The sequence below is a fragment of the Nocardia arseniciresistens genome, assembly GCF_046764875.1.
Taxonomy (GTDB): domain Bacteria; phylum Actinomycetota; class Actinomycetes; order Mycobacteriales; family Mycobacteriaceae; genus Nocardia; species Nocardia arseniciresistens.
In genome coordinates, this window is sequence record NZ_JBKORD010000020.1 from 14174 (window position 1) to 38833 (window position 24660).

Annotated in this window: 1 protein-coding gene; it reads left to right on the plus strand. The window is 64.8% G+C overall.

Features of this window, described 5'->3' with window-relative positions:
• Positions 1-9: 9 nt before the first annotated feature.
• Positions 10-24558, plus strand: a complete 24549-nt coding sequence (locus tag ACLMAJ_RS31455; protein WP_412017502.1) for a helix-turn-helix domain-containing protein — start codon at positions 10-12, stop codon at positions 24556-24558.
• The last annotated feature ends 102 nt before the right edge of the window (positions 24559-24660 follow it).

Sequence of the window (24660 nt, forward strand, 5' to 3'; positions counted from 1 at the left end):
GTGGTGCCGATGGACGGTTCGACGTCGCTGAACCCTGTCGTGGAACTGCGGAACTCGTTCGAGGGTTTGCCTGCCGTGCTGCGGCATCCGATCGAGATGGTGGTCTTCGGAGGCGAGCTGCCGCGTGCCGACATCTCCGGGATGCGTCGGATGGCCGCGGAGTTCGATGCGAAGGCAGCCGAGCTGGGCGATCAATCCGAGGATGCGAAAAATCTTCTGGCACAAGAGGATTCGGTGGGCGCGCTCGGCGACCGGCTGCGCGAGACGTTGCGTTTGCACCGAGACGGGGCGGCCAGGCTCGGTGACGACGCACTGGCCCTGGCCGATCAGGCGCGGGCGGCTGCCAACAATGCGGAGAAGACACTGTGCGTGATGTTCGCCTTCGGGATCGAGTTGGCGTGGCGGATCTTCGGCGTGCTGTCCAGTGCCGTCGCAGCCGGTCCTGCCGGAGAAGTGGCGGCGGCGCCGGTGGTGGAGTCGATGTTGGTCGAGGGGCGGGGCCGTGTCGCGGTACTGCGCGCGGGCCTGGAACAGGCGTTCAAGGTGGGCGCGACGCAGACGGCTGATCGGCTGTCGATGCTGGGACCGCTCCGGTTGCCTGTCACGTTGGGTAAGGCCGCCACCCTGCCGGTGGGTGTCGACGCGGGCGTGCAGGCGTTGCAGGCCGTGTCCGGTGATCGAACCCTCGCCGTGATCGGATCGGATGGTGCGAATCCGACGGGTATCGATCTGACATCGATCAAAGTCGCGGCCTTGTCCGGTGCGGGTGGTGCGTTGGGCGGCATGGTCGCGGGCCGGGTCGCGCCGAAGGTGTTTCCCCGGATCGAGGACAGCCGGTTGGCGCTCGGGTTGGTGCATGGCACTGCGGGCGCGGTGGCGGGTTTGGGTGCGGCGACGTTGGTGACCGGATGGCCGGAGCATTTCGATCAAGTGCTTGCCCCGCTGCTCAACGGCGGTTTCGCTGGGGTCGTGCACGCTCACGCCGCCGCTCACCCAGGTGCGCCCGCGCCGGCGGTGATCGACGGCGGTGGGGCTTTCACCCGGCCTGACCTGCCCGCGGCCACACGCAGCGAGGACACCGCGTCGCCGACACCGGCTCTCCCACCGGTCGAGGTGTCCGCGGAATCGAAGCAAGCGTGGGAGGCGGCGAAGGCGGCTTGGACGGCGGATACGGTGACTGCCGGGGGCGAGCGGGGGGAGGCGCCCGCAGCCGGAGCGCATGGGAACACCGCACCGGTCAAGTCCGGCGAATCGCGGTCGCCCACGGGTTCGGGCACGACGCCACACAGTGAGGCGACCGGCCGTGCTCAAGTCAGAGCCGACTCTGCTGCCGGGTCGGCGGGGCGGTCGGAGACAGGTGCGCCGACAGAGCGTCCGCAGCGCGGCGAATCCGCGGCCCGCACGAATGCGACAGCGCCACGATCGGTCGAGGCGCGTGGGGAGACGTCAGCGCCACCGAAGGTTTCGACGGGCACCCCGGCCCGTCAAGTCGGTACCGGGCCCGAAACTTCTGCCGTCGGTCAACACCGACCACCGGGGAATCATGAGCACGGCAGTACCGGGAGTCGGAGTGTCGCAGGGGGTGAGACCCACGAGACCCCGATTGATACCCACCCGGCCGACGGGATCGGCGACCGGCCCGAAACACCTGCCGCAGGTGAACACCAGTTGCCCGGGAGCGAGGAGCACGCTCCCGCGCCGGAGCGGAATGTCCTGGCGGGTGAAACGGGCGGCCTGGATTCGGGTTCGGTCGACAGTGCCGCTTCGCCGACGCCGAGCGCTCGTGATCAGGCGATCGAGTTGCTGGCCGATTTCCACGCCGGTTCCGGTGATCGGGTTCCGGAGCAGCTGCGGCTGTGCAACCTTTCCGACGAGGTGTTGCAGGCCGGATTGTTCGACACCGACGCGGCGAAGTCGATGATCGCGACGACAGAGATCATTCGGCGCGGCACGATCAGCGACGCCGTGCCGGGGGGGATGGTATTGCGGGTCGAGCAGGCCGAGGGCGTGTACGCGCTGGACAGGCGTCCGGTGGAGATGAAGCCGGGCGAGGGCAAGTCGCTGATGTTCATGGCGGCGGCGATGCAGCGGGCCGTCCGTCACGGCGAATGCCTTTTGGTGACGACGACCGATGGGCTGGCCCACCGGGAATTCACCAGGTATCAACAACTGCTGGCCGGATCCGGGATCGACGTGATCCGAGCTGATCAGCAGAGCGGTTTCGGGTCGGTCACCGCCGGTCGCCCCGCCATCGTAGTGGCCACCGGCGAAACGGTCGGGCATCTGGCCAACGCCGGTCACCAGCCGCCGCGCCACGTGTTGATCGATGAGATGGACGGGATAATCGACCGTGGTGAGCGGCAGTTTCTCCGGTCGGAAGGCGTGGAGGAGGTCGCGCACGAGGCGACGACGCACGAGGTGTTCGGCGCACACGATTTCCTCGCCGACGCGCTGAAGAAGGGGGCGTTGTCGCACGAGGATTTCGGTCTCACACGGATCGTCGAAGAAGTCGGCCTGCATCCGGATGGGACTCCCGAAGTCGAGTTCTGGTACGACGGGCAAGCGCACCTGACGCAGACCGGGCGGGAGAAGGTCGAGGCGCTGCCGGGCGGGAACCGATGGCTGGAAGGTATGGGGTTGTCGCGTCTCGAGACGGCCGCCGCCGCCGAGTTCAGCTGCCGAAACAAAACCCATTACGTGATGGATGCGGGCAAGATCGTCATCCTCGATCAGAGCGAACACGGTCTGCAACGCAACCCGAAGACGTCGAGCGAGTCACGGTGGAGCGCCGAGACAGGCAAGGCGAGCCTGGCCCAGGCCGTCGAGGCCAAGGAGATCCGGGCCGCCGAGGCCATCGGGATGAGCGCCGAACGGCATCAGATCGTGGTGCGCGCCGACGCCGAGAACACCAGGAGCATCACCGCCGTCGAGATCTACCGCCAGGGGGGCCGGTTCTTCGATGAGGTCACCGGCGCGTCAGGCACCTTGGCGGACCTGAATCCCGTGCTGGAAAAGATCTACGGCCTGGCGGACGCGCATCAGGTCGATCGGTCTCAGGAGCAGCGGCTGATGGAGGGCTCCCCCGATTTGGTGGAGAACACCCGCGCCAAGCTGAGCACAATCGCCGAAGAGGCGCACCGGAGGTGGCAGGGTGGCCGCGGCCGGTCCCAGGAGATCTTGTGTCACCGCAATGATCTGGTCGACAGGCAGGTGCAGGCGTTGGTGCGCCAAGGGGTGCCGAGGGAGGCGATCGAGGCGGTCGACGCCGACCGGATGGCCGGGTGGGGAGCCGACTGGGAAGCCAAGTTGCAGAAGATCTTTGATGCCGCCGGTGACGAGGGCAAGATCCTGGTGATCAACAGGCAGGGTCAGCGTGGTGTCGATATCGCGGTGTCGGAGGCGGTGCAGGCCAGGGGCGGCATGTTGGTGTGGATGACCGAAGTCCCCGAGCAGTCCTACATCTACGAGCAGGCCAAGAACCGGACCGCGCGAAACGGGGCCCCCGGCGCCGCGCAGGCGCTGATGTCGCCGCAGGACGCGCTGATCCGCAACGCCATGCACCTGCACGGGGTACGCGAGGCAGCGGTCCGCTACGACCGGGCCGCCGCCGACCAGCGCACCGACCCCACCCCCGAAAATCACCACAACCTCGTCGAGGCCAGCGACAACCTCCGCGCGCTGGTGCCCGAACTCCAACAGCGTGCGCTGCGCCACGCCACCGCCGACTTCATCCGCCACCACGCGTACACCACCAACGATCCGGCCGCCCTTCTCGCCGCCGCTGAAACGGGGCGCTACCAAGACTTCTCGGACACCGGGCCAGGCATCGCAGGCATTGGACAGCCGAGCGTCGCGGACATCGGGCAGCCGGATCGAACGGAGGACCGAGCCGCGCGCCTGGCCGGGCTGCTGGGGATCCCGGCCCCGGCGATCGCCACGGCCGCCACCACGCTCGAACAGGACGACACCGACAACCCGCTGGGCAGACTGCTGGAACAGACGGGCCTGCCGCCCGCCGCGGTGGAGGCGTTGCGGCAGCAGGTCGAGGCGACCGCACCCTCGACGGTCGCGCAGTACGCGTGGCTCAACGACGAGCAGGCGCTGGACCAGCTGGTACCGCAGCGGCGCCAGCTGGCCGACACACTCGGCTGGGACATCGCAGACATCGATGGCGCCGAAGGCATGCGCCTGCTCGACCCCGCGGTGACCGAAGCAGGAGACAACCTCGCGAAGGCACTGCGTTATCCCGCCTCCAGCATCACCCCCGCCATCGCCCGCGACATCCTGGGCGAAGCGGTCGAACACCACCTGCTCGCCGAGGGCACCCCTCCCCTGGCTGCACACGACGATGCCGCGGGAGACAAAGCCGCCCCGAACTCGGTGAACCCGGTATTGATGAGCCCGGCGGCCGAGACCCTGGCAGGTGAGGATGTCATCGCCGCCGCGTCGCACTACCTGGCCACCGCGGCCCTGCTCGACCTGGTCGTCGCCATCCACCGCCGCAGCCCCAACAGCTGCGTCAACAACGCCGTGACCGGCATGCGGGTGTTGACCGGACGCCGCATCGAGATGCCCGCCACCGCCATGGCCGGTCACAGCCGCGCCGTTGTCGCGGATGTGTTCGGCGCCCCACTCGAGAATGCCGGATCGCTGGACGATGTTGCCGAATCGCTGAAAACGCGGCCGGGCGGCATCGCGGTCCTGGTCTACAAATGCAAGAACACGGCGAAGCAGCGCGGAACGGCCGCCGAGGGCTGGGTCGAGGCCGACAACCACATGGTGCTGCTGGTCAACGACAGCGAGCCGGGTGAGCAGCCGAAATTGGTCGTGGTGGACCTGGCAGCCGCTCGAGGCCGTCGAACCGACACCGACTATGGCCCGAAAGACCTCCAGAACCGTCGCACGCTGCTGAACAAGGCCGTCCCGTTCGAAACCTGGCGACAAAAGCAGCAAAAATTCATACCCACCGACAAGCCCCTCTTCGAGACCATCGATTTCGATCGCGACGGCAACCTCGTCACCAGGTCCCACCATGACGTACTCGCCGCCGAAACCCGGGCCAAGGACATCGAGGTCGATGCGGAAACGGTGCGGGAAATCAACTCGATACAGCTGGACTGGTCGGTGGGTGCCGACGCAACACCTGATCTACCGTCCGGGACCGATTTGCCCGACAGGGCGGACACTTACCGGTCGGCCGAACTCGCCCTCACCGGCCACCGCCCGCACGACTCCGCTGCCGAGACCGTGCAGGAACCAGAGACTGCCGATCGGGCACGCCCGCAAGGTATGAAGCCCGACACCGCCGACTCCCGGGCACCCGGTGATCAGATCGGCAGCCGCCCGCACGAGGGCACCGCCGATAGCAAGCCCACAAAGGATGCTCCGCGAGACTCCGAGGGACCGTGGCGCGAGTTCGCAGCGGCGATCCCGAAGCTGGTCACCGCCGATGCGAGAAGGTGGGCAGCGCAGGGAAATGGCCCCGATTTCCGGTGGTTGGCGGCCCAGCTGGGTCCGCTTGCCAGGCACTTCTCGACGGTCGGCGAGGTCGCGCTCCGTCTTGTCGCAGACGAGCCGTTCGCCGATTTCCTGCCGTTGTGGAGTCGGTTCGGCGAACTCGCTGCCGAGTTCGAGAAGCAGGGTTTCGGGATCTGGTACGAGCGCACCATGCGCCAGTTGCTCGAATGGATGGTCGAGTACGCACCGGTCGGCGAGTATCGGAATTCCTACGAGGCTGTCGACAGCGTCAACGACAGAGGGGTCTACGTCGGCGTATCGAGCGAGGTCAATCGGGCCGGAATCATGCGCAACACCATCGTGGCCGCGCGGGGCACACCGCGTGGTGGGGTGATGTTCGCCGACGGGTGGGACGAGGTCGGCGACCTCGTGCACGGAATCGAGGGTTTCTGGGTCCGGAACAACCAGATGCTCGGTGACAACCTCGACACGTTCAACGCGGGCATCCGGAAAAAACTGTCGCCACAAGACGCGGCGCGCGCCACGTTCACCGGAAAGATGGCGGGCCGAAGAGGTTTCACCGAGGTCCTTATCGACCACACGGTTGGCGACTCCGGCGACTACGACAGAGCCTTGGTGACGTTCGTGCGGCCGAGTCGCTTGTGGGAGATGCGCTGCCGCACTCTGGGCCGCGTCCTGGGAGTCAGCCTCCCTGAGCTGCTGGATCGAGCGGGCTGGTCGTCCGAGATCGCTCGCCTGCGCGCCGAGGCCGCACAGGAAAGCGCGGTGATGGACCGCCAAACGTTCCGTCCGAGCACTACCGAGATGCCCGCCGACTGGTCGAGCAGGCGCGCGCAGGTCGAGGCACAGATCGCGAAGGTCGAGCAGTTGGCCGGGTGGGTCAAGCAATGGCAGGCGGAACAGGACGCAGGCGACCACTCCGCTGTCGCCACGGTCGCCGCCGATGTAGTGCGCCGCAATCCCGGCGCGCGGCAGGTGACTTCGAACACGGTACTGCTGCCCGGACACACCATCGTGGTCATCGCCGAAGGCGGTCTGCACGACGACGCCGTGACCGACATGATGCTGCACAACCTCGAGCTGCGCGACGAACTCCGCGGCGCTGGTTACGCTCTCTGGAAACTGAAACCCATTGTCGAACAAGATGATTCCGGTAATACCCGGGTGCGGTCAGAAGATCTGGGGACCGTCCACATCGACGCGAAGCACCGAATGCCCGACGATCAGGACCTGATGTGGCGTCGCGTGGACGAGCAGGCCCGCAGCCGATTCCGATCGGTGATCACCAACGGGGCACACCGTGACAGCTCGTCCGCGGCGTATTTCCGCACGGATTGGCCGCAGCGGGCGGCACTGGTGCGACAACGACACGACCTGACCACACAGGTGCCGGGAATCCCGGCGCGGTGGCGCAACCGCGCCTGCCGCTACCGGATCGCCCAGGAGGTGGCGCGGCTGCGCGACAACCCGGACGAGCCCGGACAGCGGCGACTGGCCTACCTCGAGACCATCGGCACCGTGCTGACTCGCGCCGACGAGCGTGCCGACCGAATGTCCGGGCAACCCGAGGTTTATCTGTGGGCATTCGACCCGGACACCAGATACCTGGTGCTCACAGTGGGCGACCCGGACCTGGTGCCGGACGTTGACGACATCACCGATCGGCACATCATCGATTCGGGAACCGTCGATCTGCTCGGTGCCGACGTCGAGCGGGTCGCCGACGACATCGCCTCGGACCAGCGGTTCGGACGGCCCCGCCGGGCCGTCGTGATCTTCGTGTCCAGCGAAACCGACTCGGACGCCGAGCATCGAAGGCTGGGAGACCTAGCCGACATCACCACCACACGGGCGTTCTACCACGACAAAGCGGTCGATTCCGGCACAGACCGGGGTGCCCTGGTCCGTCTTCTGGAAGGCGACCGCCGCGACACTGTGTCCGAAATGCTCTGGCTGGTCAAACATCTGATGCCGGACCACCCGGTTCGTCTCGCCGAGGCAATGGCGGGTCCTGATTTCCCTGTCGGTGCGCCCGGCGAAGAATTCGCGGCCCGGGTAGGCGCCGACTGGTCGGCGGTGTTCCGCAGGCCCGAAGACGTGGCGACACATCTGGCGGGCAGACCGGATACGTTCGCCCTACTGGCCGCCGAGAACCCAGCTCGCGACTACGGCAGCGGCGTGGATCTGGTGATGGTCCGCAACGGTGGCGACGACCGCCTGATGCAGATCGACCTGAGCCAGGTCAATCCACACAGCGTCGAACCGGGTGCCGCGGCCCGAGCCGCCCTCGCCCGCGACTGGCCGACGTTCGATCCGTCCGGATGGGTTGGCAAGTGGGACAAGGGATTCGGGATCGTCCTCGGACCCGACGGCCCCGAGCGCGCGCTGGTCGACGGCGAATCGACAGGTGTGCCCGGCGAGGATTTCCCGGAGGGCCTGATCGGAGCGCGGCCGACGGAAACGGGATCGGCGTACGAGCGCTACCGGCAGCGCACCAGGCAGTACCAGGGCGTCACCGGGAACTGGCTGAGTGCCCGGTTCGGGGAGCCGTTGTCGACGGCCCTGCAACCGGGTTCGCCGGTGCTGTCGGCGTGGGCGAACCGGCAGGTCGTCGATCGGCACCGGCTGGCCGAGTTGCTGCGGCTGCGTCCCGACGAGCTTGCCACCGATTCGCGGCGGCGGCAGGTGTGGGCACAGCTCAATGAGCGCCGCATGCTACGAAATCCGACCGGACACGGCATCGCCGAACCCGGCCGGTACGTCGATGATTTGATGGGATGGACCTACACCGACGACGCCCGCCGCCACGCACCCGGCGTCGTGCTCTCCGCCGCGGAACGGTTTGTGGTCAGCCGCCAAGTCCTCGAGAGCGCCGACCGCGTCGCGTTGCTGGCCTGGCGTCTCGGTTGTTTCGACGAGCTGGCGACGCAGCTCAGCGCCGATGAGCAGCGCCGTGCCATCTCGCGACGCGACGCACCGACCGACGACGCGGCCGAGATTCGGCGGGCGTTGGCGAACCGCCTGGAGTCGCTGACCGCCGAGCTGGCAGTCCATGAGGATGCACTGGACGCGATCGACACCGTCGGTCTCCAGAAAGCCTGCGATTTTCAGGGGCTGGTGTGGTTCCATGTCCGTCCCGGCTCGACCGGCCGAACCCAGCTCGACAGCATGTTCGATACGGCGACGGCGGAACTTCGCGACGCCATCGGCCGCGACCCGGCGCAACTGAGCAAGCAGGAGCTGGAGGACTATCGGTATTCCTCGGAGGACGGCAACACCACGAGATGGGCGCAGGCTTTCGACGAACTCTCCACGATCGCCCGCGTCACCGACCAGGCTCACCACCACGAAAGTAGGCTCGCTGCCAGCACCGAACAATTGGACGACGAACTGGCCCGAGTCTTCGGTACTCCCCCGGGCACCCTGATCCCGGGCGATCTCTCCGGCGAGGATGTCATCGAGCTTCTCGATCAACATTTCCCCGGTGTCCGGTCACCGGCCGCCGACGTGCTGGCCCGGCAGGTCGATGCCACAGGAGTCGAGCGGTTCCTGGTGGTCAAGGAGGTATTCGACGACGACGATCGGCGACCCGTGTGGAGGCTGCCGTCCGCACTCGAGGCGGTGGCGTTGGATGTGCGTATCGCGGGTCCGTCGAAGATCACCGAAGCCGGTCTGGTGGTGGTCGATGCGTCCGAGCGGACCGTCGCGGGTGACGGCGCGAAGTACATCACCGCTGCCCGCTGGCTGACCCCTGGTGAACTCGAGTTCGGATATGACCAGCGCATAGTGCACGAGTGGTTCCAGGAGAACTTCTCGTCCGCAGTGGATACGTTCGATCCGGCTGTCCCGCCGACGGATACCGCGGGGGAACTCGCGCGGCTCGGATCCCGCCTGTCGATGAGTACGGACGATATCGAGGTCCTCATCGACAAGCTGGCCGGACGGCCGGTCGGCGAGCACACACAGATAGTCCACTTCTTTCGCCTGTTCGCGGACGAGTTCGAGCAAACGAGGATGTTCGCCGAACTCAGCGCCGACCTGGGCGGCAACGATAGCCCCGACAGGTATCTCCACCGGCAGCACACTCAGATCAGTCTTGCCGACGATCCCGAGATCCTGGACGTGATTTCGACTCCGATGGCGAACAGCATCCTCCTCGAAATGGTGCGCTCTACGCACTGGAGCGGTGACACGATCGGCGCCGGAGTCGAATTCTTGGCGAGACCCGAGATCGGCGACGCTTTACGGAAGATCGACAAGAACAACCCTGGTTTCGCGCCCAATCTCGAGCGAAGGATATCGAGAGCGACCCCGGTCGATCTCGACGCCGTCGGACAGGAGTTACGCCGAGTCGCGGAAATTCCGGCCGGTGCGGTGGATATGCGTCTGCTCACGATGTTCAGCAGGTATGTGTCGGAGAATCCGCCCGTAGGCAATCGAGCCTGGGACGTGCTCACCTCCCTCGATGATCTCTCCCCAGGATCGGTCCGTCGGCAGTTCGCGGATGAGTTTCTGCTGACCCGTCAAATCGCACATATCCCGGACGATGTGCGGGCGGAGGTGACGTTCACCGCACAGCGGTTGCGTGAGGTGGAGGACCTCTACATCCGAGGTCCGAGCGATCGCGAATTCGCCTGTTATGTGGAGAAAGTCGGTGAGCTGCCGGTCGGTCAGCGGCCACCGACGATTCGCGCGGCGATGGAGTTCGTCCGGGACGTGACACCGGAGTTCGCCCGATGCCTTCGCACTGTGCTGACAGACGGTGCGGACGGTGCCGAGCGAAGTGCACTCGGCTTACAACGTTCGGGCGAGGCGGTCCTCGATGAGCTGAAAGATATTGCGCGCTCCTTCGCCGCCGAGGTCAAAAGTGCGGATCTGTCGGCCGAAAATCAGGCGAAGGTGCAGTCTTCGGAATTCCTCGCCCGGTTGCTGATCGATGTCACCCACTATCAGTCGTCCGAGTGGGGGCCTCATGACATGGCGTCGCTACGTAAATTGCTCCGCTACCACGAGCAGGCGACGGCGCAGGGCGACATCCCACCGATGCCCGAGGAATATCAGCCCAGCGGCGTGGTCGAAGTCGCCAAGCTGCGGACTCAGTCGGGGTCGCAATGGACCGAGGAACTGCTGGGACGTTTCGCCGGGCTGGCGAATAGTCTTCAAGACGCATGCTCGGCCTCGACGGATACGCGGCGGCCGATCACCCATCTGCTCGATAAGCTCGGACACGACATTGCCGAGCATATCGGCACACTGGAGAACTCCATCGCTTCAGGCAGGCTCGCCGACGGTTCGCCCATGAATGATATCGCGCGCCGGAATATAGTGGCCCGCGCACGGGAGTTGAAGCAACTCATCGCGACACAAAATGCGGCCGCGAACCAATTTCCGGCGCTGCGTTCACTCAAGGATTTCGAAAACAATTTTCAGCGGTTGGCTCGGGTCGGTGAGTTGCATGACGACCTGCGGGCAATCTGTTTCGCCTGGGCGATGCAGAAGTATCCGGAATGGGCCGATCGGTTGCAACATATCGGAGCGAGCGAACCGACACTGGAAGACATCACTCTCGTCCGGGAATTTGTAGAACACATCACCAATCAGGAGGTATTCGAACAGTATTTCTCGGACCGACGGGGCGCACAAATTTTCCGACGAATGACGAGTGTCGTGGCTTTGGACGACGCGATAGCACGCACCCAGGGCATCGGAGTCTCGAGCGATACCACCAAGGGGCGGTTCGTTCCCACGCGGGGGCCGCTGCTCGAACTTTCCGGGCATATCGCCGATGCCTGTTGGGCAGATCGCCATCGTTCGGTCGCCGAGGCGTGGCCGAATATGACGGCCGCTATCATGGTCGACAATCCCGACGACCCGAAGCGCACCGCGCTGGCGGGCGCGGGCCTGCTCATCGAGACCACCAGCGCATCCGGCGAGCCCCTTCTCCTCATCCGCGGTCTCAATCCGTTGGAGACCTACATCAGGCACGTCTCCGTCACCGACTTCTACAGTAAATTCACCGACTGGGCGCACGGCATCGCCGCGGCCAGGGGACGTCGCCTCGCGATCGTCATAGACGACCACTGCGGTGGCTCGGCAACGAATCGCCCCCTGCTATACCAGTACCTGGCCGAACTGCGGGCCACACTGACTCCGATCCGGGTCGATCCTTCGAACACGACATTCAACGGCTACGACGTCTCCGAATGCGCATACCTCGTCGGGTCGACCAGTACGGGCGACGAGCAGCAACACCTCGAGCCCGATGATCGCATCGGCAGCAGACCGCGCGAGGAGCCCGATTCGCAGCGGGGTGCATGGATCAAAGCCCGGCGACTCGAGCTGGGGATGAACCGGGTACAGCTCGCGCAAGCGGCGGGCGTGTCGATGCGCGTGCTTTCCGACATCGAGACCGAGAAGCGGGAGCCGACGCTGGGCATCTTTCAGCGGATCTGCGGAGCGCTCGGGCTCGAGGGTGCGGCCTTGTCCGAGACTGTTCGACAGTTCTATTCGGACCGTGAGCGCGCCCACGATCCGGTGGCGCATGATCCAGGATCGCCTGGGAGCTGGGTGACGGCGCTCTGCTTCGAGCAAGGTGCGAGCCTGGACGAGCTGGTACCGCGCGCGAGTGTGTCGACAGCGGATATCGCCGGAATCGAGCGCGGGACCCGTCCGGATTCGATCGTTTTCCGGCGGATCTGTCGTGCGTTGGGGGTGGCGCCGGACGTTCTCGAGGCTGCTACCGGTCATTTCTATTCGGATCTCATCCTGGACCTCGATCCGCTGGCACACGATCGCTGGACGCTCGGTTCTTGGATCATCGCGTTGCGGCACGACCGGGATCTGACTCGCACCGAACTTGCGGAGGCAATAGAGCCGGGCTGGAGTCGGCTCGGCATAATCGAGACCGCGGGCGATAGGCCGAGCTATGCGGTTTTTTGTCGGATCTGCGATGCGCTGGAGGTCGACGGCGAGCAGCGGCTTGCCGCCGCCCGTCATTTCTATTGGGATATCAATCTCGATCCGGATCCGGCAGCACACGATCTTGGCGGGTGGATCACCTACCTACGCAACGTTCGCGGTATGAGCCGTGCCGACCTCGCCCACGTGACCGGATTGTCCTCGCGGTACTCGACCGAGATCGAGGTGATGAATCGGCGACCACCGTCAGAGATGTTCGTACGGATCTGCCGAGCGCTCGGGCTCGAGGAGGCGGCCACAGCCGAGGCCGTTCGACAGTTCTATTCGGATATCGATCTGGATACTGGTGCGGCCGAACATGATTCGCTGTCCGACTGGGTGGTCGCGCTACGCAACAACAAGGGCATGACCGAGGCGGATCTCGCCCGCGCGGTGTACGTGTCGCCGACAGAGATCGCAAGGATCGAGAACGGAGACGAGCGTCCACCGCTCGGCCTCTTGTTTCGGATCGGTCGTGTCCTGGGGGTGGGGCAGCAAGAATTCGCGGCAGCCGCCCGTGCCTTCTATTCGGATCTCGAGTTCGATCTCGATCCGGCGGCGCATGATTCCGGGTTTCCTGGCAGTTGGGTGATGGCGCTCTGCGTCGACCGAGGGATAGGCCTGGATGAGCTGGCGTGGACCGTTGATGTGTCCGCAGGAGTTATGGCCGGAATCGAGCGCGGGACCCGTCCGGATTCGATCGTTTTCCGGCGGATCTGTCGTGCGTTGGGGGTGGCGCCGGACGTTCTCGAGGCTGCTACCGGTCATTTCTATTCGGATCTCATCCTGGACCTCGATCCGCTGGCACACGATCGCTGGACGCTCGGTTCTTGGATCATCGCGTTGCGGCACGACCGGGATCTGACTCGCACCGAACTTACGAAGGCAATAGAGCCGGGCTGGACTCGGCTCCGGGTAATCGAGACCGGGGACGATAGGCCGAGCACTGCGGTATTTTGGCGGATCTGCGATGCGCTGGAGGTCGGCGACCAGCAGCGGCTTGCCGCCGCCCGTCATTTCTATTGGGATATCGACCTGGATTCCTATGCGGCCGAACATGATTCGCTGTCCGACTGGGTGGTCGCGCTACGCAACAACAAGGGCATGACCGAGGCGGATCTCGCCCGCGCGGTGTACGTGTCGCCGACAGAGATCGCAAGGATCGAGAACGGAGACGAGCGTCCACCGCTCGGCCTCTTGTTTCGGATCGGTCGTTTCCTGGGGGTGGGGCAGCAAGAATTCGCGGCAGCCGCCCGTGCCTTCTATTCGGATCTCGAGTTCGATCTCGATCCGGCGGCGCATGATTCCGGGTTTCCTGGCAGTTGGGTGATGGCGCTCTGCGTCGACCGAGGGATAGGCCTGGATGAGCTGAGGCAGACCGTGCGTGTGTCCGCAGGAGTTATGACCGGAATCGAGCGCGGGACCCGTCCGGATTCAATTGTTTTCCGGCGGATCTGTCGTGCGTTGGGGGTGGCGCCGGACGTTCTCGAGGCTGCTACCGGTCATTTCTATTCGGATCTCGTCTTCGACCTCGATCCCACCGCCCATGACCCGGGATCGCCGGGAGATTGGATTGCCGCGCTGCGCTACGACCGGGATATATCTCAGGCCGAGCTGGAATCGAAGGTGGGGAAATCAGGCGGTTATGTCAGCAGAATCGAGGGTGGCCATGTTACGAAATCGATCGAGTTCTGGCGGATCTGTCGTGCGATGGACGTTGCGCCGAGGGAACTCGCCGCCGCCGCCCGTCACTTCTATCGGGGTCGAAGTTTTGATATCAACCCTGCTGAACACGATCCTGCGTCACCTGGCAGCTGGATCGTGGCACTGCGACATGACAGGCTGATGACCCAGGGCGATGTCGTGAAGGCCACCGGGATCGGATTCTCGTCTCTCGCCAATATCGAATCCGGGCCGTACCGGCCGCGGTTCGTGCGGTTCCAACAGATCTGCGATGTGCTCGGGGTCGATGACGAGCTGCGAGAAGCCGCCGTTCGCCGTTTCTATTCGGATATAGGTCATCATGCTTCGGTCGATCGCAATCCCGCTCCTCGTAAGTCGGTCGATCGCGATCCCGCTCCTCGTAAGTCGGTCGATCGCGATCCCGCTTCCTTTCAGTCGCTGGGTCGTTGGATTGCGGCCCGACGCCGTCGCCGACACATGTCGGTGGAAGAGCTCGCCCGCCGGGTGCGAATGCCCGAACACTCTATTGTCGACATCGAGCGCCACGGGCATCTTGCACCGCTGGTGAAATTGCGAGAAATCTGCGGTGCACTGGGCATTGATGGTGATGTGTTACTGAAATCGATCGATGCGTTCTATGCGGACCGCCAGGAGCCGTCCGGCTACCGCGATGAAGAAGAGCTGTTCGCGCAGTATGTTGTCAGTCAGGTGCATTCACCGGAAGAACGAAATATCAGGAACGAGATCTCCGCCAGATTTGCGTGGGTTCCGAATGCATTGGCGCGGCGTGTGCCCCCAGAAATCAGGGATGATGCTGTACAGGCCGCATCGGCCGGGGTCCTGAGCGCGATCGACAACCACGTACCCTCCGAATCATTCGTCCCCCATGCCTGGACCAACGGCAGCAGAGCAATTCTGCGATACCGTGTCGCGCGCGAGTTCCCAGATCTCGACAATCGCACGCTGAACAAGATTCTCGCGGTAAGCGTGCAGATCGGGAGAACGGTTACCGCAGGCGAGGTACTAGACGATGCGGAGATCGCGCGCGCCGTGGGATCAACAGCGGCCGATGTCGCGCTGGCGCGAGAAATTCTGACTCGGCCTGCCCTGCGATCGGATGCGCCGATCACGGGTCAGGACAGGTCTGGGAATCGGGAATTAGGCGATTCGGCTGCCTCCGCAGGGTTTCCCGATACCGAGTTCGCGGTGACAGTTCGTGCCGCGTTAGCTGATATATCCGATCCCAGCACTGCCGAGCGGTTGGTGATGCTGCATCTGGTCGAGGGCGAGTCCCTGGCCGGTACCGCCGAGCGGCTGGGGTTGCCGCCCGCTGACGCAGCCGAGCTTCTCGCAGATTGTGTTGCGCGGCTGCGCAATGCGTTCGACGAGGGTGGAGGTCCGAGTGGTCTGATCGGAAGCAGGCCAGGTGAGGGTGACCAGCCAGGTGAGCGTGCGTTCGCCGGTCCTGGCTTCGGGCGGTTGGTAAAGGCGGGCCTGGATTCCGGCGTGGACGAATGCTTCATGGTGGAGGACGCGCCGGGGGTTTGGGTCGAGTCGGTGACGTTCGGTACCGGCCTCGAGGTGTTCAAGGAGACCTACGCCGATCCGATCGGCGCGCTGCTCCAGGCACTGAATGCCATGGTCGCCGTCATCATGCGCGCTCCGGTCGCCCGCGCGGTGTTGATCATGGACGATTTCACCGTCTATCGGGAACGCATCCCTGGGCAGCTCGGGGACGGCGTCGGCATCGTGGACCCCGGTGTTCTGAACTCGGACTCGGTGCGGCGGCTCGGCCTCTTCGACGCGGTAACAAGGACGAACCGGACTGCGCGACAGTGGAGTGTCGGCCCGGACAACGAGGTGATGGGCGGACGCTCCCAGCCCGACTTCGACTCCCTGTCGGTCGATATGTTCGCGGCGAGCTTCGTGCGGCGTATCGACGATCGTGAAGTGTGGCAGGACCACGCCATGCCGAGTACGGAGATCGCGGCCATTCGCGAGCAGGTGACGTACCTCGAATTATGGGCCTCGGGCCTGGACATTCCTGACGAAGACCGAAATATCATGCGCGGCATCGTTGGTTCGTACGCGGCAGCCCTGGCACAGATCGAAGAGCACGCGGTGCGCAGTCCGGCCGAGATACGGCATCGCGCGGGGCAGGACGACGATGCGCGAGACAAGGCGCGATTGGTCGAGACGTTCAGCCTGAAGTATCCGCATATCACGATGCGGGGGTTCGATCATCCGGATGTGCGGGCGCATGTCGTCGCGGAGATCCTCGGCGGGCTGGACGAGATGTTGACCAGGTTCCCGGACCGGACCAATATCCGCGAACTGCGGATCGATTACCTCGGCCAGGGGCACATCAGCGCCAAAACGTTCGACTATCAGAATCCCAACGCGGCGGGTCGAACCCTGCGCATACAGTTCAATCTCGGAGCTGTGGCCAAATCGGCACTGATGGTCGAACTCGGTATCCAGGCGCATGAAAACGGCTGGAATCCGGTCGGCGACAGACCGTTTCACCACGACGCCGTGCACGAATTCGTGCACGCGATCGATGCCGTGGAGCGGCTGTCGAAGGACCTGCGACAGGTCTTGTCCCAGACCTGGGCACAGCTGTCGAGATCGGGCCTGATCGAAGAGTCCGAACAGACCTGGCTCACTCGACTTCCGGAGTACGCCTTCCATGACGAGGCCAAGAAGACAAAACTCGACGTGCGAGAAGCGCTTGCGGTCGGGTTCGCCGAGGCGGACATCCATGGCGTTGCGGTCGGCACGCCGCAGTGGGCGATCCACGAGTATGTGACCGGTGGGCGCCCGCCGCGGATCAGCCCGAATCTCGAGGTCGATCTCCCACCGCATGGGGATCGACCGGGCGGTCCAGCTGGGCTGATCGGTAGCAGGCCGTTCGACGATGACGGGTCCGGTGAACGTGAGTTCGCCGGTCCCGGCTTCGGGAGGGCGGTGCAGGCCGGCCTGAAGTCCGGCTTTGTGGAACGTTTCATGGTGCAGGACGAGTTGGGGGTGAAGGTCGAGGAGGTGATGTTCGCCAACGGCCTGCGTGCGCTCAGGGAGAGGTATACCAATTCGACATTCGCGCTGCTCCAGGAGCTGCAGACCAAGGTCGCCGCCATAATGGGCGCTCCGGTTGCCCACACGACGCTGACTCTGGAAGATCTCGCCGTCTATCGGGAACTCGTCCCCGCTGGGCAGCGCGGGGACGGCATCGACCTCTCGGATTCCGATCTTCTGGACTCGGACTCGGCTCGCAGGCTCGGCCTGTTCGACGCGGTGACCGGGATGAACCGGATGGGGCCGGAGTGGAGCGTGGGTCCGGGCAACGAGGTGATGGCCGGACGGTCGAAGCTCGATTTCTACGCCGAGCCGGTCAGTACTTTCGCGTCGTTGTTCGTGCGGCGTGTCGATGATCGTGAGTTATGGCTGGACCACACCATGCCGAGGTCGGAGATCGCGGCCATTCGTGAGCGGGTTTCGTACCTTCGATCATGGATCTCGAAACTGCTGCCCTCCGACCAAGAGCGATTTTGGCTGCACGCTGCCCACCGTAGGTATATGGCGGCGTTGGCGCAGGTCGAACGGCATGCCGAGCAGACTCCGGGCGAGATATCGCATCGTGCGGGGCTCGACGTGCCAGCGAAGACCAAGGCGAAGTTGGTGGAGACGTTCAACCTCACCTATCCGCATGTCGCGATGCGGGGTTTCGACCACCCGGATGTGCCCGCGCATGTTGTGGAAGAGATTCTCGGTGCGTTGGATGAGCTGTTCGCCGAGTTCCGGGGCCGGACCAATATTCGCGAACTGCGTATCGATTACACCGACGCGCACAATACCGCGGCGCTGGCGCTCAGTTATGGGGATCCCGACGTTCCGGGTCGAACGCGAACCCAGCGAATCCAATTCAGTCTGGCCGCTACGGCCGACCCGGTCCGGGCTGTCGAACTCGGTATCCTCGCGCGTAAAACCGGGTTCAATTCAACAGGCAACAGACCGTTTCGTCACTACGCGGCGCACGAGTTCGCGCACGCGATCGATGCCGTGGAGGGACTCTCGGAGAACCTCAGTCGGATGCTGTCCGACACCTGGTCGCAGTTGTCGAGATCTGGCCTGATCAACGAGTCCTTCTGGACCTGGTTCACTCGACTGCCGAGGTACGCCTTCCGCAACGAAGCCAAGACGGCGCTCGACGACGCAGAGGCGCTCGCTGTCGGGTTCGCGGACGTGTATTCCCATGGTGCGGCGGTCGGCTCGCCGCAATGGGTGATCCATGAGTACGTCACCAGCGGGCGTCCGCCGCGGGTCACACCGGATCTCGACATCGATCTCCCGCCACATGTGGATCGTCCGGATGCGGGTGGGCTGATCGGCAGCAGGCCAATTGAGGATTCGCCTGATGAGCGCGTGTTCGCTGGTCCCGGATTCGAGAAGTTGGTGCGAGCGGGCCTGAAATCCGGTATCGAGGAACGGTTCGCGGTGGAGGATGCGCCCGGGGTGCGGGTCGAGGAGATGAGGTTCCGCAACGGCTTTCGGGTATTCGCGGAGCGGTATTCCGATCCGCTACAGGCGGATATCCAGGTGTTGCAGGCCCAGGTCGCCGCTGTCATGGATGCTCCGGTCGCCCACGCGATACTGAACCTGGAAGACGACCGCGTTTATCGGGAACTCACGCCCGACGGGCGGCCCGGGCACAGCTTCGATGTCTTGCCCCCGGACGCTCTGAACTTGCCCTCGGCCGTGCTGCTCGGCCTGTTCGATGCGGTGACCAGGACGAATCGGACCGGGCGCGAGTGGAGTATGGATCCCGACAACCATGTGATGGGCGGGCGTGCCCAATCCGATACCGACGCTACGTCATCCAGTGTGTTCGCGGCGAGGTACGTGCAACGTATCGATGGCCGTGAAGTGTGGTTGGACAACGCCTTGCCGAGGTGGGCGATCGAGGAGATTCGCGAGAAGGTGACTTACCTCGAATCGTGGATCGACAGTTATGCGGCTCCTGAGAAAGATCGAGATGTGCTGCACGACATCCACCGCGGGTACTTGGCAGCGCTGGCGCAGGTCGAACGGCACGCTGTGTCCGTCCCGTCGGACGAGTTGCATCGTGCGGGGCTCGACGACGAATGGCTAGGTGATGATGCCGGGGCCAAGGCGCGGTTGGTCGAGGTGTTCAACCTGCGGTATCCGCATCTCACGGTGGCGGGTTTCGACCATCCGCATGTGCGTGCCCACGTCGTCGAGGAGATTCTCGGTGCGCTGGACACGATGTTCACCAGGTTCCCGGACCGGACCAATATCCGGGAATTGCGGATCGATTACCTCGGCGATAGCGAGGCCAGTGCCAGAACGACTTCGTACGTAGATCGCGAAGCGTCGGCGGGTCGAACCCGGATTCATTTCAGCCTCCACCATGCGGCCAGGCCTGCGCCATTTGTCGAACTCGGTATCCGGATGCGTGAACTCGGGGTCAATCCGATCGGCGACAAACCATTTCTTCACGACGCCGTCCACGAATTCATCCACGCGATCGATGCCAGGGAAGGGCTCTCGGAGAAACTGCGACAGGTGCTGGGCCGGACCCATTCACAACTGTTGAGGCTCGGCCTGATCGACGAGCACTGGTGGAGTTGGTTCGCTCGACTGCCGGAGTACGCCTTCGATAACGCAGCCAAGACCGTATTCAACGACGCAGCGGCGCTCGCGGTCGGGTTCGCCGAGGCGGACATTCATGGCGTGGCAGTCGGCTCGCCGCAGTGGGCGATTCATGAGTACGTCAGCACCGGGCGTCCGCCGCAGGTCACACCGGACCTCGAGGTCGATCTTCCACCGCATGTGGATAGCCCGGCCTCGGGTCGTCCGCGTGGCCTGATCGGCAGCAGACCACATGAGCAGGCCGAATCGCAGTCGGACCTCACGCAGGGCGCGTGGATCAAAGCACTGCGGCTAGAGCGGGGGATGACGCAGAAACAGCTCGCGCAAGCGGTGGGCGTGTCGATCAGCGTACTGTCCGGTGCCGAGAGGCCGCGGATCGGCACCTTTCAGAAGATCTGCCGAGCACTCGGGCTCGCAGAAGCGGAGTCGACCGAGGCCGTCCTGCGGTTCTATCCGGATGTCGAGCTGGAAACCGCTGTGGCTGCCCATGATTCGGTGAGTAGCTGGGTAGCCGCTCTTTCCGATGCTGATTTCGCGGTGACGGTTCGTGCGGCGTTGGCTGATATGTCTGATCCCGGCGTCGCGGAGCGGTTGGTGACGATGCATCTGATGGAGGGCATGCCCTTGGACGATGTTGCCGAACGACTGGCGTTGCCACCTGCGGACGCAGTTGCGGTCCTCACCGATTGTGTTGCGCGGCTGCGCAATGCATTCGACGAGCGTCGCCCCTCGGGACTCACCACGAGCAGACAGGGCCCGGCACCGCTGACACCGTGGACCACGGCGAGGGCGAAGCCGGAGCAGCCACCTGCGCGAAGCGGCGATTCGGAGCCAGGAGAAGGCAGTCCGCAACCGGGCGGCCGACCGGCCGCGGACGACAGCGGTCCGCATGGGCTCATCGGTAGCAGGCCGTTCGAAGATTCGCCTGGGGAGCGCGCGTTCGCTGGTCCCGATTTCGAGAAACTGGTGCTGGCCGGCCTGAATTCCGGTACCGCCGAACGCTTCGTTGTGGAAGACACGGCGGGGGTAAAGGTCGAGCAGGTGACATTCGACAATGGCCTGCGTGTGTTGATGGAGACCTACGCCGATCCGATCGACGCGCTCGTACAAGTGTTGCAGACCAAGGTCGCCGCCACCATGGGCGCTCCGGTCGCCCACGCGATGCTGCACCTCGAAGACGACCGAATCTATCGGGAGCTCACCCCTGGGCAGCCGGGAGACAGCGTCGATGTTGTGGACCCGGAGGTTCTGGGCTCGCCCTCGGCCACCATGCTCGGCTTGTTCGATGCGGTGACCAGGACGCACCGGACGGCGCGCGAGTGGAGTGTGGCCGACAACGCGGTGATGGGCGGACGTTCCCGATCCGATATCGACGCGACGCCCGCCGGTGTGTTCGCGTCGTCGTTCGTGTGGCGCGTCGACGGCCGTGAGGTGTGGCTGGACCACTCCATGCCGACGTGGGATGTCGCGGCCATTCGGGAGGCGGTGTCGTACCTCGAAGAGTGGATCTCGAAATTTCGGATGCCCGAGGCACATCGAGAGGTACTCCTCGACATCCACGGTAGGTATATGGAGGCGTTGGCACAGGTCGAGCAGCATGCCGTGCTTACCTGGGGCGAGACAATGCATCGCGCGGGGCTCGATGCGCAGGCGCGGGCCAAGGCGCGGTTGGTCGAGGCATTCAACCTGAAGTATCCCCATATGGCGATGGTCGGATTCGATCATCCGGATGTGCCCGCTCATGTTGTCGAGGAGATTCTCGGCGGGTTGGATGAGATGTTCACCAGGTTCCCGGACCGGACCAACATCCGCGAACTGCGCATCGACTACACCGACTCCGAAGGCACCAGCGCCAGAACGCACTTCGACGCGGACTCCGCGACGGCGGATCGGAGTATGCAATTCAGCCTGCGCGATGCGGCCCGGTCGGCACAGGCTGTAAGACGCGGCATCCGGTTGCTCGAGTTCGGCCTTAATCCGGTCGGCGACAGGCCATTTCATCATGACGCCGTGCACGAGTTCGTGCATGCGATCGATGCTGTGGAGGGGCTGTCGAAGAATCTGCGACAGGTGCTGTCGCGAACTCATTCACAGCTGTCGAGACTCGGCCTGATCGACGAGCACTGGTGGACCTGGTTCGCTCGACTGCCGGAGTACGCCTTCGACAACCAAGCCAAGACCGTATTCAACGACGTAGAGGCGCTCGCGGTCGGGTTCGCCGAGGCGGACATCCATGGCGCGGCGGTCGGGACGCCGCAGTGGGCGATCCACAAGTACGTGACCACGGGGCGTCAGCCGCCGGTCACGCCGGATCTCGAGGTCGATCTCCCCGCGCCTGTGGATGGTACGAACTCGGATGGTTCGGATGGGCTGATCGGGAGCCGACCACACGAACCGGGCGAGACCCCATGGCGCCCCGCACCGGGCCAGAAGACGCCCTGGTCGCGGGAGGTGACCGACGAACCCCACAATCATCCTTCGCGCGGGGTCCCCGAGCGGCCCGCCGACAACACACCTGGCCAGGTCCCGCTCACCCCTCGCGAGACCGAAGTTCTCGTGCGGGTGCGACAGGGCATGACGCACAACGAGATAGCGGCGTCGCTCGATCTTTCCGTACGTGATGTGCGGGCGACCATGGCCATTGTCCGCCGCAGGCTCAGACATCAGCACACATCGCTGGCCGCGGCGAACCGCCCTGCCGACCCAACGGCTACGACATCCGAGTTCGACCGTTTCCGAGCGGCCATGTACGACGCACTGTTGGGTGCCGACGAGCCGGGCCCGCGACAACTGCTTGCCGAGGCGAGCCCCGACCAGATGGAACGTGCGGTGAAAGCGCTCAGTTCGACTCATCGAAAAGCGCTACACCGGCTGCGCACGGGAGCGGGCACACCGATGGTCCGCAGCATGGCGCTCATCGCCGCTCGTCGATGGGTGAGCACCCTTGCGGCCGAACATAATCGGTCGCAGGCGGTGTTGGTCACCGCATTGGGCGAGGCCGAACCCGGTGACCTGCGAGCGGCGCTGGACGAACTCACTGCCGCCGATTCTCAACTCCTGATCAACCAGTTCGGGTCGGCGTCACCCGCAACCTTCGAACCTGACGATTCCGTGCGTGGCTTGCGCGCGGTGGGGATCGTCAGGCACGTCGCGGCGCAGCTCGCGTCCCGCGCGGAAGTAGGCGAAGAGAGCGAGCTTCTTGCCGCGGTGCGGCACGCGAGTTCCATTGCGGCCCAGACCTATGCGGCGAACGAATGCCTGACCGCGGTCTTGGACTGGATCGCCCGGCAGCGCCCACCGAAGCCGAGTAGATGGTCCAGGGGTGGCCGACGCGGTTCCCTGTCGGGCGACAACAACGACACCGACTCCACGCAGGCGGATGCCGCCCCGACGGACTCTTGGCGCTCGCTGCCCGTGGATCACGGTTTCGACGACTATCAGCAGCGGCTGGCCGACACGGCGCTACGTGCGGGCGGCTTCGACGACGCGAATATGCTGCAACGCTCGGGACATCGCCGTTTCGCGGATGCCGCACAACGCCGCGCGACCGAGAACGGCAAGTGGTGGAACTCGCTGAGCGACCCTGCCGAACCAGCTGCGCTGAGCGACACTCAACGGGCGCTCATCCAGACCTACCCACACCAGATCGGTAACGCCGACGGCCTTCCCGCCGCGATCCGCGACCATGCCAACCGACTATCGATCAGCCGCGATCTGGGTGAGTTCATCGCCCGTCGGCCAGCCGACGGGAGAATCCTGCACTGGATCCGGACCGAACTCACCCCCGCCGAGTCGAAGAAGTTCGGCAGTCTGGTCCGTACCCGAAATCACCTGCGACAGTTGGACCGACAGGCCACCACGATACCGGGCAGCCCACCGGTGCACCTCCTGTCCTACGACTGCACGGCCTTCAAAGGTAAAGGAAAGGCCGTCGTCGCGCTCGGCAATGTGGACACCGCGCAGACGGTGAATTGGCATGTGCCCGGTACGAATACGACATCTTCATCGCTGGCCTACCAGTTCAAGCCGCTGCGCAACCTGTATGAGGAGACACTGCGCGTCGATCCGTCGCTCGAGCTGGCCTCGATCATCTGGATCGGATACGACGCGCCGACCGGGCCCGTCAACACCGGTTATCTGAAAGCCGCTTTCCGCGCCCGCGCCCGCGTCGGCGGCAACCGATTGATGTGCGACATCGCGGCATTCCACGCCACCAGAAGGCTCGCCGGAACCGCCGCCCCCGGCCGCCTTGTCAATCGACTCTACGGACACAGCTACGGTTCGGTCACCGCATCCTATGCGGGCCGCAACGGCGGGCTCGCCGGTCTGGTCGGCTCGATCGTGCTCGCGGGCTCACCGGGGGCGGGCCCGGTTCGCCATGCCGCGGAGTTCGGCATCGGCGAGGACAATATCTACGTCGCCGCATCGTGGCGCGATCCGGTGACCATGTTCGGCGCGGACCGGCCCGGCGCGTGGAGCCGATTACACCAGCGGCTCGGCCTGGGCATTGATCCCGCCACCGAGGCGTTCGGCGGCAAACGAATCGGCGCCGAGTTCCCCAACTCTCCGAACTTCGCCAGCGTCGAGGCGGTGCATCAGGGCTATCTGCTCTACGACCCGGATACCGGGCTGCCCAACGAAGCACTGGCCAACGTCGCGCGGGTCACTGCCGGACTAGGCGGTGTCCTCACTTCGGTCGAGCGCCGCCTAGCCGGCCACCGGAGGATCGAGCGCCCCTTCGACTCCGAACGCGGTCGGTACCGCCGATAGCAACATCAAGTGAGATATCAGGCAAGGTGCGGTTTTGCGCTCCGGAGGGTGCAATGGGCAATACCACTATGACCGGTGCCGTCGACGGCCAGGGGTCGTGAG

What these genes read in the sequence shown, in the direction of transcription:
- ACLMAJ_RS31455 (WP_412017502.1), top strand. Translation starts at nt 10, where the DNA reads ATGGACGGTTCGACGTCGCTGAACCCTGTCGTGGAACTGCGGAACTCG.